Consider the following 16,410-nt stretch of genomic DNA (forward strand, 5'->3'; position numbering starts at 1 on the left):
AAACTAAGTCACTGCGAGGTATAGGCAAATGGTTCTATCTGCCCAGGAACTAGAAGAGATGATGCCTGATGCTACCCAGCTGTATAGCGATGAGCCAGAAATGGAAAGTTCCTTACACTATATGCAACTGCTGTTGCTCGTCAGCTGTCTAGAATGGCTGTGGCGTGACAGAGAAGATTTTTTTATCGGTGCCAATCTCACAATATATTTTAGTCGCCAACAACTGCGAAATCGCGATTTTCGCGGCCCTGACTTTTTCTTAGTCAAGCAAACCCAAAAGCGTCCTCGCAATGCTTGGGTTGTTTGGGAAGAAGATGGCAAGTATCCCAATTTGATTATCGAGTTGCTATCAACTTCTACCGCTACGACAGACCGGACTTTAAAGAAAGATTTGTATCAAGACCGCTTTCGTACACCGGAATACTTTTGGTTTTCCCCAGATACGCTGGAATTTGAGGGCTGGAGGCTGATGGGGAATCGGTATCAGGAAATTGCCCTTAACGACATGGGCTGGGGTTGGAGTGAGGAACTAGGCTTGTATCTGGGTGTGGAACAAGGGCAACTACGTTATTTTACTCCAGAAGGCGATCGCGTACCGACACCAGAGGAAGCAGCTCAAGAAGCAATCCAAAACGCTCAACAAGCTCAAGCCCAAGCTCAACAAGCTCAAGCGGAATTAGAACAAGAACGCCTTCGCACTCAACTGCTGGCTGAACGATTGCGATCGCTTGGTCTAGATCCAGATTAATATCTCTGGAAAGATGACGGCACAATAACTGACAATGCTTTCGGGATAACTCGGAATCGTGCTGGCGTTTCGGTTGTGCGTTCGCCATCAGTGTTGATTGGGTAAGGCTTGCGAGTATGTAACTCGATGTCTTTGCCGCTAATAGTTCTCACTCCCTTACCCTTGACAGATTTACCCAATAATGCAGGTGGTATTAGCGGCAGCATTTCCCACCAGTGCTGAATTTCCAAGCTATGCAGATCCAGCCGTTGGTCGTCAATGGTGGCATCATCGGCAATCACCAAGCCACTGCCGTAATACCGACCATTGGCCACAGTAATCTGCAAGGTTTTAAACTCGATAGATTGGCCATCCGACAGAACATCTACCCAAAACGGTCGCACTGTCCAGATTACCTGTAACGCGGTGACAATATAGGCTAAAACTCCCCAATGCCGCTTTAATTTTTTGGAAACTCGGCGATTTACTTCCGCACTCAGCCCAAGACTTGCAATATTAAAAAAATACTGACCATTCACCCAGCCCAAGTCAATTTGGTGAACTTGACCACTGGCAATAATTTTACAAGCTTCTGGCAATGACTGGGGAATGCCGAGGGTTCTGGCAAGATTATTGGCTGTACCTAAAGGTAGAATTCCTAAAGGTAAATCTGTATCTAACAATCCCTCCACAGAGGCATTGACACTGCCATCTCCACCTCCAACAATGACCATATCAACCTGTTGGCGGTATTGCCGGATCAATTCCGAATACTGTTTGGGGTTTTCACTGTGTGGCTCCAGCAATTCAAAGCCTAGGTGTTGCAATTGTTGCATTGCTTGCTGCCGAGCGTTGTAACCGCGTCGAGACTTAGGATTAATTAATAGTAATGCCCGCTGACTCATCTGCATTTTTTAAGGCAATCAGTCGTAGGAGAAAGAAATCACCGCCATCCTTCAAGCCTCAAGTATATGATTAGGGTTGCAGCATCAGGTAGTATTTATTATGTGGGGAAGCTGCAAATCGCTCAAGCAGGGTTAGATTTTTCCCGGTTAAATTTCTCAAACAGGCTAGGGGCAAGGATTTCCCAATCCAAAATTGAGATTTAACAATCCAAAATCAAAAATTCAAAATCCAAAATCGATTGGCGGGTGGTAGTAATTACCGTACATTAGTCCCAAAAAGACTTGCCAGAATGCACCATTTTACGCTACAAGAGATAAGGATTGCTTCCGCGAGCGCACCGAACTCCACGCAATAAAAAGAAGCGGGAAGCTTTTTCACTTTAGTATTTGCAAAACTGATTTCTACTATATGAGACAGCAAGTTATTCACCCAATGGTGAAAATGCAGCGTCAGGTGCATTCACTTGTAGAATCCAATATCCTCAAGCCCACTGATAGCCTCTGGAAAATTGCTTTCCTTTATGGCGATGAGTGGCCTCACTGGAAAAAAGAACTACTTGAATTTGACTTCACGATGCAAGATCCAGTCAGCGCCTTTTTAGAGGTGGAAGCCTGGGACGACGAGGACTAAAGGCAGGCGGTTAAAGCTTCAGACAGTTCTTTTGCTGTCTGATAGCGATCGCTTGGTCTGGGTTCTGTCGCCTTTTCAATCAGTTGCCGCACTTGGGGTGTAATTGTCGGCACCCCTTCTACATTAAATCGGTATCCCATACCCCGCCGTTGATAATACTTTTGGGGGCTTTCGCCGCTTAAAAGGAAAATCAGTGTCGGGCCAATGGCATATAAATCTGATTGGGTGACTGGCTGACCTCGGTCTTGTTCTGGCGCACTGTAATCTGGCGCACCGATGCGCGTCCCTGGAGGCGTGCCAATTTCTTTTACCGCCCCAAAATCTAAGACGACTATTTGATTGTCGCGGTAGCGCACCATCAAATTAGCGGGTTTAATGTCGCGGTGGATTAGGGGCGGGCTTTGGCTATGGATATAGCCCAAAATGTCGCAGGTTTGAATCATCCACTCAATTGCCTGATTGAGTAGGACTGGCCCTTTTTTATATATGCGTTTTTCTAAATCTTCCCCCTGGATTAGTTCCATCGCCAGGTATTTCTTGCCTTCTTCCACAAAAAAGTCATAATACTGAGGAATTCCGGGATGATTCAGGGTTTTTAGAGTGCGGGCTTCGCGTTCAAAGAGTTCTTTAGCTTTGGAATTTTGAGCCATGTCGGCGTTCATTTCCTTTAGCACCACTAAAGATGCGCCACGCGGACGTTGAGAGTCCAAAGCTTGATAGGTGGTTCCCATTCCGCCTTGTCCCAGCGTCCGCAAAACTTGGTAATGATGAATGAACCGCTGCACCTGAACCACAGGTTGACCGCAGTGAATGCAGAACAAATTACCAGGTGGATTGCCTTGGTGGGCGCAAGGGTTTAAGATTGGGGATAGGAGGGGCTTACGCCCTCCACCTAGCAGAATTCCTTTATCCCCCCCTTGGTTATAGGGGGGAATGAGGGGAAGCGGGACTGGCGCTGGGAGAGAGCTTGGAGCGATCGCATAGGATTGGGCGCTGATTTGAAATTTCAGCACTGGCCCCCCTCGCGCCAACTGGATCAGGCAATCATCAGATACAATTCCGTGGGACATCAGGATGCCATTAACAAAGGTACCATTCGTACCTTGATTAACTAGCAGCCATTGTCCGGACGTAGGAGTCCCATTACTGTTTGCTTCAGAATTGCCAATTCTCCGAAGTTCCAGGTGATGCCGGGAAACCATGCCATCATTGAGAACCACGTCATTATCAGGAGCGCGACCAATCCTAATGGTGTCGTGCTGGAATTCCCAATGCTCTTGGGGGGCGGATGACTGTGAATCTAGAAGGGTCAGCGTAACCATAATCATTTTGAGGTTTGCGGAGCCGTAGATTTCCGTTGCTCCGGAGTTTTGAGTTTTGTGCTTTAAGTCTTTAATTCAAAACTCAAAACCCAAAACCCCCAACTTTTAGAAAAGCTGCTGATGCTCCAGGTCGGGTCGCACTTTCGCCCGGATTACCACTGCTGTAATGTTATCGTGACCGTTGTGCTGATTGGCCAGATCAATCAATTGCATCAGCCCCTGATCCAGGTTAGCTCTGGAACTGAGGAGAGGCAACAAGTGAGTTTGCCAATGAGTTTCAAGCAGGTCATTATCTGATAGACCGTCGGAACATAGAATTAGCAAAGTATCTTCATTAAGTTCGATAAACTGGACATCAGGACGAACAAACTGTTCATCTCGCGGCCCCAAGGCTTGGGTAAGCTGGTAGGCATCGGGGCGAGAGTAGGCGAGCGTGGGTTCTACTCCTCGCTGTATTTCCCGTTGACCGACTTCGTGATCCACGGTGACTTGCTCTAAGCCGAGTTTGCGGCTGAGGCGATAGAGACGACTATCGCCGACGTGAGCGATCGCTACCTTAGTATCCTCCACCAACACCAACACCAGAGTAGTACCCATGCGGCCGCTGCCAGATCGGGCGTTTTGTTGGTTAGTATCGTAAATTGCTTTGTTGGCTAAATGTATCGCTTCACGGATGCTGTCTTCCGATGGCAGATGGTCTTGCCAATTAGCTTTGAAATATCGCTTCAGCGTGTCCACAGCCATCAATGACGCTACTTCCCCGCCAGCGTGACCCCCCATGCCATCGCAGAGAATGTATAAACCACGCGCCTGCACAGTGCGACCTAATGGAGTTTCCTGCTTCTTGACTTGTGTCTGGATGCCGAAGTTGTCCTCATTGTGTTCGCGTTGTCGCCCAATATCGGTGTAACCAGCATCATCGAGACTGAGCAACTGCATGGGTAGGATGATGGTGGGCATATCATCGCCCTCGCTGCTGTCTGCTGATGTGGGCAAATCCTGACGACTGATTTTTTGTTGTTGGTTGGATTCGATTTCACTAGCGATCTCTTCTAGACGCGATCGCACTTCTGAAGCTGTAGAAATCTTACTCCCGCGCAAATCCCGAAACAATTGATCCAAAGAATTAAATTGCGTTCGCTGGGACTGGTAGAATAACCCCTGCCACATTTGCCCTAGATCGTGTAACGTTATTGGCGTATCTTCTGATTCTGCATACAACCTTTGCAGACAAAGTATTTGGTCTTCATCCACCCGCAGATTCGACAATTCCAGCAAACTCTGACGCATCTGCCAGGGTTCCAGTGATGCCCACAATTTTGCCATCTCATCTAGCCAGTACAAAATCTGCAACATTGGCATTTGGGCATTTTTCCACAGCTCGATGAGCAGAGGCAATTCGGAGCGGTCTTCTAGTAGCACCACCGAAGTTTCATTTTCTTGCCACGCATCGTGAATTGCTGGCACAGTTGGGTAAAACTTATTGTGTAAATCCAAATATGCTCTAACTATGCCCGGAATGCTTTTGGCGGAGAGAGTGTCTTCTGAAGCTGTCGTAGATTCTGACGTTGCACTATCAACGACAGCTTCCAACAAAGACTGTTGAAACGGTTGAGTATCCAAAACTCTCACCATGACCTCAGTGACTCCGGAATTTTGAGGCGGACTATCCAGCAATTGATAACGCTTTTGCTGGTCTAAATATGTTTGTTCTGGTGGCTTTGTTTCTTTGTCTGTTTCTGGAATACTGCTATCAACGCTCTGTTGATCATCAGAACTTTCCTCAGCCGGACTTAAGTCAATTGCTTCATTTACTCCCAACGGTTGTGTTTGGTCATCAGATGATGAAACAGAAACCGCTGGTGATACTGGAGATGCAGTTGAGGTCAAATCGAGAGTGTCTTCTGTGGTCTCTACAGATGCAGGTGATACCTCTACCTTGGGGGTATCCAGTAGCGGGACTGTAGTAATGTCTTCCTGTTCTACAATAATTTCTGCTGGTATTGTCTGAACGACTGAGACATCAGATGACGGCTGTATTGTTTGAGTTGTAGAAACAATTTCTGCAACCTTATCGGCAGAATCCGCTGACGCTTCTGAAGTTGCTTGTGGGACAACTGACAATTTTGGCTCGATAGAAAGAATCGCCCACCTGACAGTTCCCGTCTCCTCACCACAATTGGGGCAAGTTTCTAGATTAAAAGGCACATGAGTAGTGCATTGAGGGCAAACTTTGTGGGTTAGGGAAGTTCCACATTTTTGACAAAACTTGTTGGTATTGGGGTTTTCAAATTGACACTGGGGACAAACAAGCATGGCGGAACTTCCTCAATTCCCTTGTGGTGTGTTGAATGGAAACAAAGACAAACTAACTGCTTTTCTAGTTTGCCATGTCGCACTCGAAGCTTCCAACCTCATTAGGCAGAAGTTTCTAGTATGCGTCAATAGACTTTGATGGAATGGCATTGGCTGGTTGAAAGGAAAAAATAAATTTCCGGCTTAAAGCTAAAGTAGGCTAAACTTTCAACTCCTTGAAACGGGTTGTCAGTTATCAGCCTCGTAGATGCCCAGGGGCTTCTCGAAGAGTCCTTTATTGTAGGGCATGCCATTCGACTTTGACGCAATAGGCAAGCATAGCACCCGATGAGATATGCCTAAACTATAAGTTTTGCTTTTGCGCGATCACGCTAGATAGAATCTAGCAACGGCTTTGCAGTCTAGCTACTACCTAGAGGTGTGCTTGACAGTTGTTCACCGATCGCTGACAACTAACAACTACTTAATGCGACTACCATTAGTCTGACATAGCTTCTTTAATAGTTCTAGCTCAACTAAGCTTAAATCCCGCCACTGTCCGGGGTCTAGACCAACAATACTCAGATGAGCGATCGCTACTCTCACCAGTCGCAAGGTCGGAAACCCCGCCGCCGCCGTCATCCGCCGCACCTGGCGATTCTTTCCTTCAAACAAAGTCATCTCTAACCAAGCTGTCGGCACATTTTTCCGAAATCGAATCGGCGGATCTCTCGGTGGTAGCGATGGTTCTGCTGGCAACAACTGCACCTTTGCCCGTCGCGTCCGGTAATCTTGAATAACTACACCTTGACGCAAACGCTCCAGAGCATCTTCATCCGGAATCCTTTCCACCTGCACCCAGTATGTCCGAGGATGCCCAAATCGAGGATTACTCAAACGATGCTGCAACTGTCCATCATTAGTCAACAGCAGCAATCCTTCACTATCATGGTCAAGACGACCCACCGGGTAAACATCCGGCACCGGGATATAATCCTTTAGCGTACTACGCTTAGCTTCTCCGACGCTATTGTCCGTGAACTGCGTTAATACACCATAAGGCTTGTAAAAAAGCAAATATCGGTAGTCAGGAGTCATTGGGGATTGGGGATTGGGGGTTGGCGAGAAACCCAACAAACGTAATCGGTTTCATTCTTCAAAAGAAGCCTACTCAATTTCTGACAACTGGCATATCAGACATATCCGAAAATTAGGTTTTGACCCTTGATCTATCAGGGTTCTAGGTTAATTAGCGGATAAGTTTATTAGTGTGCTGGGTTTCGTTCTTCAACCCAGCCTACGAAATTTCTGACAATTAATTGATTTTGACCCGGAAGCGGATAAAACCAAAGTTATTGCCAGAAGTGTTAGAAACATTACCCAAATTCAAAATAACTGCACCATCAGGGTTATTTTGACTAGGACAAGCATTACCCTGAGGTAAAGGAGTTAACGGTGAGAAAAATGTCCCTGCATCTGTATCCGTCGCATTAGTCACCGAACCCGTTGTCCCGGCTCGATTTAACGAAATTCCGGCACCAACTCCAAAACTATTAGGGACAAACGTTGTCCCAGATGGAATCAGGTCGCAGAATCTAACATTGTTAACTGAGCCAGTACCATCAGAGAGGAAATAGATGGTGTAGTCTACCTCATCACCGCTTGTCAAAGGTGTTTCTTCTCCCAACTTACTCACTCCGATGGGCAACAGTTGAGAAAAGCCGGGAACATTGTCATTGGAATCAGCCGGATCATCCACAAATTGACCGAAATTGATACCCCCCAGCGGTACACCGCCTCTGGTGGCATTTGTAATTCGCTTGATCAAACGCAGACGCGGTGATGGTGGGGAAGCGATGACCAGCACAGTAGGTTCATCATCTCCAGGATCGGCTAAGTTGCCAAGATTAACTCCATCATCTAATAGCTGTGGCACATCGTTTGCTCCTGCTACAGCATCTGTCAAAGAGTTATTGACGGTTCCGCCTGTGGATGTTGCACTGGCTTGGTTGCTAATTTGGGCATCAGCCCCTGCCGTTATAGTGGCACGGAATGCGATCGCTATCCTGCCGCCACCTGCATTCAGTTGACCTCTAGTGGTGGGATTGGTAAGGTTTGTGTCGGTTGTGCCGTTGTAGCTGGGGTTTTCGGTTACTGTTGTCCCAGTTGTCGTAAAGCTATAACTGCCGGGAACAAACCTCAACTGGCTGGGGTTGATGCTGTCAATCGCTAAGAAGTTGCTAACGGCATCTGTGGGGTTAGTGTTGATGTAAGTGATGGTGTATTCTATTACATCGCCAGTGGTTATAGTGCCACTGCCATCGGTGTCGGCGAACAGACGGACGGATTTGGAACCGCTGGGGGAAACAGGGTTAACAAAGTTAATAATGGTGGGGTCAGCACTACCTTGATTGGGTTGGTTGACGTTACCGCCAGAGCCAATATTACCGGGATTGCCTGGATTATCTCCGGAACCGGGTGCGGTGGGGTTGGTGGAGTTACTGGCATCAGAAAGTAGGGGTGTGCCGTTATCTCCAGCGTAGTTAGCGCGTGCTTGGTTAGTAATCGGATTAGCGGCCCCTGGTCTGAGACGGGCGTTAAATCTTAGGGTTACGGTGGCACCAGGGGGTAGGGTTCCTGGTTGGGTTAATGTCACAGGGTTGCCTGTGCCGTTGAAGTCGCTACCTGGCAGACTTGCAGCAAGGGCAAGACCCTCTACAGTTATGGTATTTCTTAGCACCAGCAACTGAACGGGAATTACGTCGCTGATGACTAAGTTATTGATGGGACTCGATGTGGGATTTCTGACGATGATCGTGTATTGAATGTCATCGCCGATGGTGAGTGAGGTGGTATTGTCGTTGTCGCTGACAAAGCGGACGGATTTGTTGAGGGTGGGGACGGAAAGTAAGCCGATGGTTAATCCGGTGCGATCGCTTGGCCCTGTATCGCCGTAGGGGGATTGATTAATGCTACCTGGCGGAGTGATCGCATCGGTGGGTACTCCGGCAGATGGGAATCCGGGTGCGGGAGAGGACGCGATCGCTTGGTTAAATAAATTTCCGGTAACTCCACTATTAACGGTGGCATCTACGGTGACGGTAATCGTGCCATTGGGCGCTAGAACAGCCCCAGCCGCGAGTAAAGTAGGTGCGTTCGTTCCGTTATAACTTGGGTTTACTGCTGCCACTGTACCGCTTCCAGAAGGGGTTACAGTAGGCGTTGCCGCGAGAGTCAATCCAGCAGGTAAGACATCGTTGATTTGGAAACTATTGGCAGCCCCGGCACCAGTATTGGTGTAAGTAATTGTATAGCGGACGCGATCACCGGTCGTCACCGAACCCGTACCATCTGCATCGGTAGCTATAGCGACAGCTTTTGTCCCCGAAACCACAGGCGTTGCCACCACCGTCAACAATGTCGGATCGTCATCCCCAGTATTGCCCTGGTTTCCTTGATTAGTTCCATCATCCAATCCCTGGGGCAAATCGCTAGGCCCTGCTACCGCATCTGTAATCGAAGGACTCAATCCTCCCACTGATGTTGCACTCGCTTGGTTGGCAATCGTCGTATTCGCCGCCGCCGTCACCGTAGCACGGAACTTGATGACCACCTGTCCGCCTCCTGAACCTAACGCCCCTGTGGGGTCAGCGTTGGTGAGGTTCGTGTCGGTTGTGCCGTTGTAATTGGGGTTCCCCGTCACCGTTGTTCCAGTTCCAGAGAAAGTAAAGCTGTAACTGCCCGGAACAAAGGCTAACCCACTGGGGAGAGAGTCAGTTGCTAGAAAGTCAGTAATAACGTTGCTTGGATCGGAGTTCGTATAGATAACAGTGTATTCCACTACATCGTTTGTGGTCAAAACACCATTGTTGTCAGCGTCCGTGAATATACGTACAGATTTAGTTCCATTAGGTTCAAACGGGCTGACAAAATTGATGATCGTGGGGTCGCTAGGACTGCTGTTGGGCTGGCTGACATTGTTGCCTGTGCCAACACCAGGATCGCCCGGATCGTTGTTAGTACCGGGTGCCGTCGGATTATTGCTGTCACTGGCATCTGTAAGTACAGGATTGCCACCATCGCCTGCGTAGTTTACTCTGCCTTGGTTAGTAATAGGACTAGCAGATCCTGGTTTGAGGCGGGCGTTGAAGGTAAGAGTCACGGTAGCACCCGCTGCCAGGGTTCCGAGATTGGTTAAGGCAACTGGATTCCCGGTGCCATCGAAATCATCGTTAGGCAGGCTGGAGGCGACTGTAAAACCTCCAGAAACATTGATGGTATTTCGCAGCACCCGCAACTGAACCGGAATCGCATCGCTGATGACTAAGTTATTGATAGGACTTGATGTAGTATTTCTAACAGTGATGGTATATTGCAGGTCATCGCCGATAGTAAGTGTTTGGGTGCCGTCGTTGTCGGTGACAAAGCGGACGGATTTGTTTGCCAGGGGTACGGGGACGGCACCAACTGTAATACCCGTGGGATCGGTAGCACCATTATTGGGGTATGGAGTCTGGTCGATGTTACCTGGTGGCGTGCTGGCATCGGTAGGCACTCCACTAGGCGGGAATCCGGGGGCATCTGAGGTGGCAGTAGCTTGATTGAATATGTTGCCAGTAGCACCACTACTAACAGTAGCCTCTACAGTTACGGTGATGGTGCCATTTGTTGCCAGCACTGCCCCAACATCGAGTAGAGTATTTGTCCCAGCACCGTTGTAAGCTGGATTTACGGCGGCATTGGTACCAACTCCCGTTGGGGTGACGGTGGGTGTCCCAAATATGGTTAAACCAGCAGGGAGAGGATCGACTATTTGGAAATTAGTAGCAGCAGCTGAGCCTGTGTTGGTGTAGGTAATTGTATAACGAACGCGATCGCCCGGAGTAAGCGAACCTGTTCCATCTACATCTGCTGCTAGTGCTACAGATTTTGTCCCAGCAACAGCAGCAGCAGCACCAATAGTTGTGGTGTCAGTAGCTCTGTTGTTGTTCGCTCCTTGGCGAGTGGGATCGTTGGGGTCGGTGACATCATTGGGTCGCAACACAGTGGCGGTGTTGCTTAGCGTTCCTGAAGCAGAGGGAGAAATCGTACCCGTCACAGTGTAAGTGGCGATCGCTCCATTGTTGAGATTCACGGTCGTGTTAATATCCCCAGAACCACTAGCAGCAACGCAGCTACCAGTACCGGAGGTAATTGCACAACTCCAAGTCGGGTTAGCGATTGTATCTGGAAGGTCGTCAATGACAGAAGCTCCCGTCACATTGCTGGGGCCGTTATTTGTAACTGTAATGGTGTAAGTAATAGCACTGCCAGAAATGACGGTAGTTGGAGTGCGAGTTTTGGTAATTGCCAGGTCAGCTTGGCGAATTAAAATTCGATTTTGAAGGCTTGTTGCTGACGAGGGGAAGTACGCCCAGGTATCCATCCCCCTTCTGTCGCCGAAATTACTACTCCATTTGTGAGCGCCTCCCGAACTGTCAACGCCAGCTAAGCCACTGCGGGGAGTTGGGGGAGTGCCATAACATCCAGCAGCACCAGCATCTGGCGGCGGTGGTGGTGGTGGCTCTGGCGGTGGGGGTGCTGCGGCACACAAACTGTAATCGTAAGTATTGCTGCCGTTGTAGTTGTATCTGTCGTTATAGTAAACAACATTGGGATTAAGACCGGCGGGAGTAATGCGCTGGATTATCAGACCGTTAGGGTTGTTTTCTGGATCTAGGATGGGAAAATGGGTTTCTCCAGCAAATAAGCTAATTTGGGCATCGTAAGCGGTCGCTCCAGCAGGGACGGGAATTCCATTAGCGTCCCTCCCATCCCAAGGAACAGAATTTGGCCCGGCACCTGCCGAACCAACCAGGATGCGATCGTCAGCATCGCCATAGATCCCGTTGTTATTGAGATCCAGCCTGATTTGGTAGCTTCCGGGTGCGGAAGCATTGAAGGAAAATTGACCGCCTAACGGCGATGTTCCTGCTGCATTAGGCGTTCCTTCATTTCCCGTAAATGCAAAATTGCTAGCCGTTGGTGGGGGTGCTGTCGTCGGATTGAGCCACGTTGTGCCGCTTCGTGAAGTTGCCGTTTGGGGCATTGCATTATTAGGAATGTTAAAGAAAAGCTTATGGGTTCTGTCTGTAGGTGTGTCTGGCTGGTTGGGGTTGCGAAAGGTAATGCCAGGAGGTAACGTGCCAGGATTAGCACCCGTCAGTTGAATGGATTGAAAAAGTGGGTTGCCGCTAGTATCTGTAAACCCTTGCTCATCTGCAAAAAAGGTGAATCCAAAGGGATCGAGTCCATTACCATCGACTCGATATTGATAGCCGTCTCTAGTAAGAACTACAAGTGCAGAACTGAAAGAGCGACTGTTACCTCCCATGTTTAGAGCTAAATAATTGGCATACGCTCGTCCAGTAACGGGTGTACCCACAGTAGCGGGTGGATCCACAGCATCTCGCACGGTGACATCCCAAGCAGCGACAAACGTATCAGCAGCGGTCTGAGCTAACCAGTTAGCATTGGCAGCAGAAGGGGTTGGGTTCGTAGGAAGACTGCCAGGACTGGGGCTGACAAAATCAATTTCCCAAATTCCAGATCCAGCAGCTGTAGTCTGAGCATCAGTAACTGTACAGGGAACGAAGCCGCCGCTACCCGGATTAGGGTTAGGGCCAGCAACCTCTTGCGCCCGGTTGGCGATAAAACCTGCTCCACCACAACTACCAGCTGTCCCGTTGGGCGATCGATAGTTAATCGTACCCGAACCAATTCCGACGGCACTGGAGCCGAGATCGATAGTTTCTCCTGACTGGACGTAAACTTTAATGGTGGTTCTGCGGGGTACTCCGGCAATAAATGCTGAAGCGTTAGTGCTGTATTCCAAATAGGGTCTGTTACCACCACTAGAAGTCAAGTTGACACTGCCTTCCCCATAAGCCGATTGTGTCCAGCTGCTCGCTGCCGCCATCAGAAATGCCAGAGTGCCAATCAGATTAACTTTTTGCTGCTTGGAGACGCTGTACAAGGAAGTTCCTACTCTAGGAACACCTGAGATAGATTTAAAAAATAAGTTCATAGCTAGCTTTTTAAAAATTCGACGATATACATAACTAGCGCAGTATTTATAACAAATTTCGCTAGGCTATTTGAATCCCAGATATTCAGCAACAGTTAGCAACAGCTAACTGTAATTATTGAGTTTATTTACCCATTTGGGTTTTTCTTTAGATAGATGGGACAAAGGAAATAATAGCACTTTCAAAGGTTCAAAAGTGCTAAAAGCAGAATGATTGGCAACTCCAGATCGTTAAATTTCTTTAACTTTCAGTTATAAAAGAATCATTACTATAAACTCAGTATTTATAACCAAATAGAGATAGAATTGCCATCATTTGAAGCCTCTATTTACATTCTGCTTTATTGGTTAGTTCAATCCGCAGTTATTGAAGCTGAGATTTACAATTTACTCAATTAACTTTGACGCGGAAGCGTACAAAACCAAAATTGCTACCACTTTGATTAGAAACATTACCCAGGTTAACAATTGCGGCCCCATCAGAATTAGGTTGGCTAGGGCAAGCATTACCCGCAGGCAAAGGAGTTAAAGGTGCGAAAAATGTCCCTTCGTCTGCATCTAAAACATTAGTTCGGGGAGCAACAGTCCCGGATTGATTCACGGAAATTCCGGCACCAGCTCCAAAACTGTCAGGGATAAACGTTGTCGCAGCCGGAACCGGATCGCATAGTCTGACATTGTTAGCTGGAGCAGTACCATCAGAAAGGTAATAAATGGTGTATTCCACCTCATCGCCGCTTTGCAACGATGTCTCAGAGGCTAACTGGGAAACTCCTACTGGCGACAATTGCGACCAGCCAGCAGCGTTATCATTGTCATCAGTTGGGTCATCCACAAAGCTTGCAAAGTTAACCCCGCTAAGCGGCACACCACCCCGACTAATTGATGTAATTCTCTTCACCAAACGCAGACGCGGGTTTCCAGCATTTCCACCTACGTTGACTACAGTTGGTTCATCATCCGCAGGGTTAGGAAGATTCCCCTGGTTATTACCGTCATCTATGACTTGAGGCAAGTCGCCTTCATTTTGTGCAGCATCGCTGACAGATAAATCCACGGTTCCACCTGTAGATGTAGCAGTAGCTTGGTTAAGAATCTGCGTACCAGCTGGCGCTGTGATCACCGCTTGGAACTTGATAACCACCTGAGAGCCATTTCCACCCAAATTTCCCAAAGATGTTGGGTTCGTCAGGTTCTGGTCAGTTGTGCCGTTGAAATTAGGATTTCCTGTCACCGTTGTTCCAGCACCAGAGGCGGTAAAGCTGTAACTGCCAGGAACGAAACGCAACTTGCTGGTATCGATGCGGTCAGTCACTAGCAAATTGGTGACTGGAGTAGGAGCGCCATTAAAGTAGGTGATGGTGTATTCAACAATATCCCCAGTCGTCACAGAACCGCTAGCATCTGCGTCGTTGGACAGACGAACTGATTTGACTCCAGTCGGCGTAACTGGGTTGGGTTGAATAGTTGTAGTACTGGTTGACGTATTGTTGTCAGGATTGGGGTCTGTGACATCATTAGGTCGCGTGACCGTTGCCGTGTTGGTCAATTCCCCTGATGGGGTAGTGGGAGAGATGGCACCTGTGACGGTATAGGTAGCAACAGCCCCGCTATTGAGATTTACCGTAGTGTTGATAGCATTCCCCGTACCGCTAGCTTGACCGCAACTACCAGTCCCGGTTGTAATAACGCAAGTCCAAGTTACTCCAGTGATTTGAGCGGGAACAGTGTCTGTCACTGTTGCTGCTGTGACGTTAGAGGGGCCGTTGTTGGTGACGGTGATGTTGTAGGTAATGGGACTACCTGCAACGACTGGGTTAGTCACCAGTGTTTTTTGAATTTGCAAATCGGCTGCTGATATCCTGATGCCTGTTTCAAGAGCAGTCACCGTAGACGGGTAGTATGTCCAGGTATCAATGCCTCTGTTATCACCAAACAGGTTAGTAAACCCATGAGCGCCATTATTACTGGAAATCCCTCCCAAAGCGTTCACAGGACTAGGCGCTCCGGGAACCTGTTGATTATTGGTTAAAGGAGCGTCGTTATAGTAGACCTCAAAAGGGTTCGGAGTCGGTAGCGTTGCCACATTTGGCTCATTGAGTCGCTGGATAATCAGACCTTCGGGGTTGTTTTCTGGATCTAGAAACGGAAAATGAATTTCACCTGCACTGAGTACGATTTGCGCTCCGTAAGGGATATCTCTAGCAGAAACATTCACTCCATTGGCATCTAAGCCATCCCAAGGTACAGTGTTGACCCCAGACTCTGCCACACCAACCAGTACGCGATCGTTGGCGTTGCCGTATGTACTGTCTCCGTTGAGATCGAGAACAATTCTGAAACTGCCTTGTGAGGGAGTGTTAAAGCTGAAAGTACCTCCCAAGGGGTCAGTAGTACCAGCTTGACCGCTAGTCCCCTCTGTGCCTGTAAATGTAAAATCAGTGGGAGTAGGGGGTGCTACGGCTGGTGTTAGTAGCCATGTGCGACCGCCACTAGCTGGACTTATGGGTGCTTCCAGGGGCAGGCTAGGACTGGTGGGTCGATTAAAGAAGATTTTATAGGTGACATCTGTCCCGAAATCTGGCTGATCCGGGTTATATACATTACTTCCTGCAAGCGGAACAGATTGGTAAATCGGACCGCCGGTTGGAGTTGGTGTGAAACCTTTGTTATTGGCAAAGAAGATAAATCCAAAAGGGTCAAGACGGTTCAGGTCGATTCGGTACAGATAGCCTTCATCGGTGAGAATCACGGCTTCGGATTGGAGACTTCGCCCATTGGCTCCCAGGTTGAGTGACAGATAATTGGCATAGGCTCGACCGAGGATAGGTTGATTTCCGTTGGCAACTGTGACATCCCAGGCTGTCACAACACCAGTATTCGGCTGAGTCCAGTTAGCTTGAGCAGGGACTGGAGGTGGGTTGTTACTAATGGCAGCATTAGTAGGATTTGGGCTGACAAAATCAATTTCCCAAATTCCAGCTCCGGCTGCGGTAGTCTGAGCCGGCGTAATGATGCAGGGAGTGTAGCCTGCGGGATTGAGCGGCGCAGGACCAGCAACCTCTTGCGCTCGGTTGACAATCTTACCGATACCTGCATCACAAGAAGTGAAAGTAATGCTATTGGGCGCCCTATATCTGATCTCGCCAACTCCAACTCCAATGGCACTGGAACCAAGATAGATGGTTTCCCCTGGATTAGCAAAAACTCTAATTCTGCTTCGACGCGGTATTGGAGTATCCAGAAATGTAGCCGCTTCATAATATTCCAGGTAAGGGCGATCGCCTGGGTTATCGGTCAGTTCCCGGCTGCCTTCAGCATATGCAACTTTACTGGCAGCACTAATAGCACAGATGGCAAGGGCAAGGCTACCGCAAAGACGACTCCAGCGGCTAAGGGGCGTTTGATTTGTTGGGGAATGCGGGTAAAGTTTCAACATCAAACTAACAGTTTCCTCACACTTG

At 48.4% G+C, this 16,410-nt stretch carries 8 protein-coding genes; 2 read left to right on the forward strand and 6 right to left on the reverse strand.

What is annotated here, in order from left to right; genetic code table 11:
- Nucleotides 1–28 precede the first annotated feature (28 nt).
- Complete coding sequence (locus NDI42_RS01730; RefSeq protein ID WP_190455845.1) at nt 29–748, forward strand: Uma2 family endonuclease; 720 nt, start codon at nt 29–31, stop codon at nt 746–748.
- Here the strand turns inward: NDI42_RS01730 and NDI42_RS01735 are convergent.
- Nucleotides 745–1,632 carry a lipid kinase gene (locus tag NDI42_RS01735; protein ID WP_190455847.1) on the reverse strand — a complete coding sequence of 296 codons (888 nt, stop codon included), beginning with the start codon at nt 1,630–1,632 and terminating at the stop codon, nt 745–747. The two genes, NDI42_RS01730 and NDI42_RS01735, sit on opposite strands and share 4 nt — an antisense overlap.
- Before the next feature lie 409 nt (nt 1,633–2,041).
- Between NDI42_RS01735 and NDI42_RS01740 the strand changes: the two genes are divergently transcribed.
- Nucleotides 2,042–2,263 carry a DUF4327 family protein gene (locus NDI42_RS01740; RefSeq protein ID WP_190421959.1) on the forward strand — a complete coding sequence of 74 codons (222 nt, stop codon included), beginning with the start codon at nt 2,042–2,044 and terminating at the stop codon, nt 2,261–2,263.
- Here NDI42_RS01740 and NDI42_RS01745 read toward each other — a convergent pair.
- The 5 genes from NDI42_RS01745 to NDI42_RS01765 all read right to left on the reverse strand — a co-directional run bounded on the left by NDI42_RS01745 (nt 2,260) and on the right by NDI42_RS01765 (nt 16,385).
- Entirely contained in the window at nt 2,260–3,585 is a 1,326-nt protein-coding gene (locus NDI42_RS01745) for an FHA domain-containing serine/threonine-protein kinase (protein ID WP_190455849.1), read from the reverse strand. The genes NDI42_RS01740 and NDI42_RS01745 overlap by 4 nt on opposite strands.
- A 105-nt stretch (nt 3,586–3,690) precedes the next feature.
- Complete coding sequence (locus tag NDI42_RS01750) at nt 3,691–5,901, reverse strand: serine/threonine phosphatase (RefSeq protein WP_190455851.1); 2,211 nt, start codon at nt 5,899–5,901, stop codon at nt 3,691–3,693.
- Between the two features lie 459 nt (nt 5,902–6,360).
- A complete protein-coding gene (locus NDI42_RS01755) occupies nt 6,361–6,978 on the reverse strand; it encodes an rRNA large subunit pseudouridine synthase E (RefSeq protein ID WP_190455853.1) in 618 nt (205 codons plus the stop codon).
- A 217-nt stretch (nt 6,979–7,195) separates the two neighbouring features.
- On the reverse strand, nt 7,196–12,946 hold the full coding sequence (locus NDI42_RS01760; protein WP_190455854.1) for a beta strand repeat-containing protein: 5,751 nt from the start codon (nt 12,944–12,946) through the stop codon (nt 7,196–7,198).
- Between the two features lie 391 nt (nt 12,947–13,337).
- Entirely contained in the window at nt 13,338–16,385 is a 3,048-nt protein-coding gene (locus NDI42_RS01765) for a DUF11 domain-containing protein (protein ID WP_190455856.1), read from the reverse strand.
- Between the last annotated feature and the right edge of the window lie 25 nt (nt 16,386–16,410).

This window comes from Funiculus sociatus GB2-C1 (assembly GCF_039962115.1).
GTDB lineage: Bacteria > Cyanobacteriota > Cyanobacteriia > Cyanobacteriales > FACHB-T130 > Funiculus > Funiculus sociatus.

Bases quoted from the DNA above. Each gene is read 5' to 3' on its own strand.
- NDI42_RS01745 (WP_190455849.1), bottom strand. From the start codon at position 3,585: ATGGTTACGCTGACCCTTCTAGATTCACAGTCATCCGCCCCCCAAGAG.
- NDI42_RS01740 (WP_190421959.1), top strand. From the start codon at position 2,042: ATGAGACAGCAAGTTATTCACCCAATGGTGAAAATGCAGCGTCAGGTG.
- NDI42_RS01750 (WP_190455851.1), bottom strand. From the start codon at position 5,901: ATGCTTGTTTGTCCCCAGTGTCAATTTGAAAACCCCAATACCAACAAG.
- NDI42_RS01735 (WP_190455847.1), bottom strand. From the start codon at position 1,632: ATGAGTCAGCGGGCATTACTATTAATTAATCCTAAGTCTCGACGCGGT.
- NDI42_RS01730 (WP_190455845.1), top strand. From the start codon at position 29: ATGGTTCTATCTGCCCAGGAACTAGAAGAGATGATGCCTGATGCTACC.
- NDI42_RS01760 (WP_190455854.1), bottom strand. From the start codon at position 12,946: ATGAACTTATTTTTTAAATCTATCTCAGGTGTTCCTAGAGTAGGAACT.
- NDI42_RS01765 (WP_190455856.1), bottom strand. From the start codon at position 16,385: ATGTTGAAACTTTACCCGCATTCCCCAACAAATCAAACGCCCCTTAGC.
- NDI42_RS01755 (WP_190455853.1), bottom strand. From the start codon at position 6,978: ATGACTCCTGACTACCGATATTTGCTTTTTTACAAGCCTTATGGTGTA.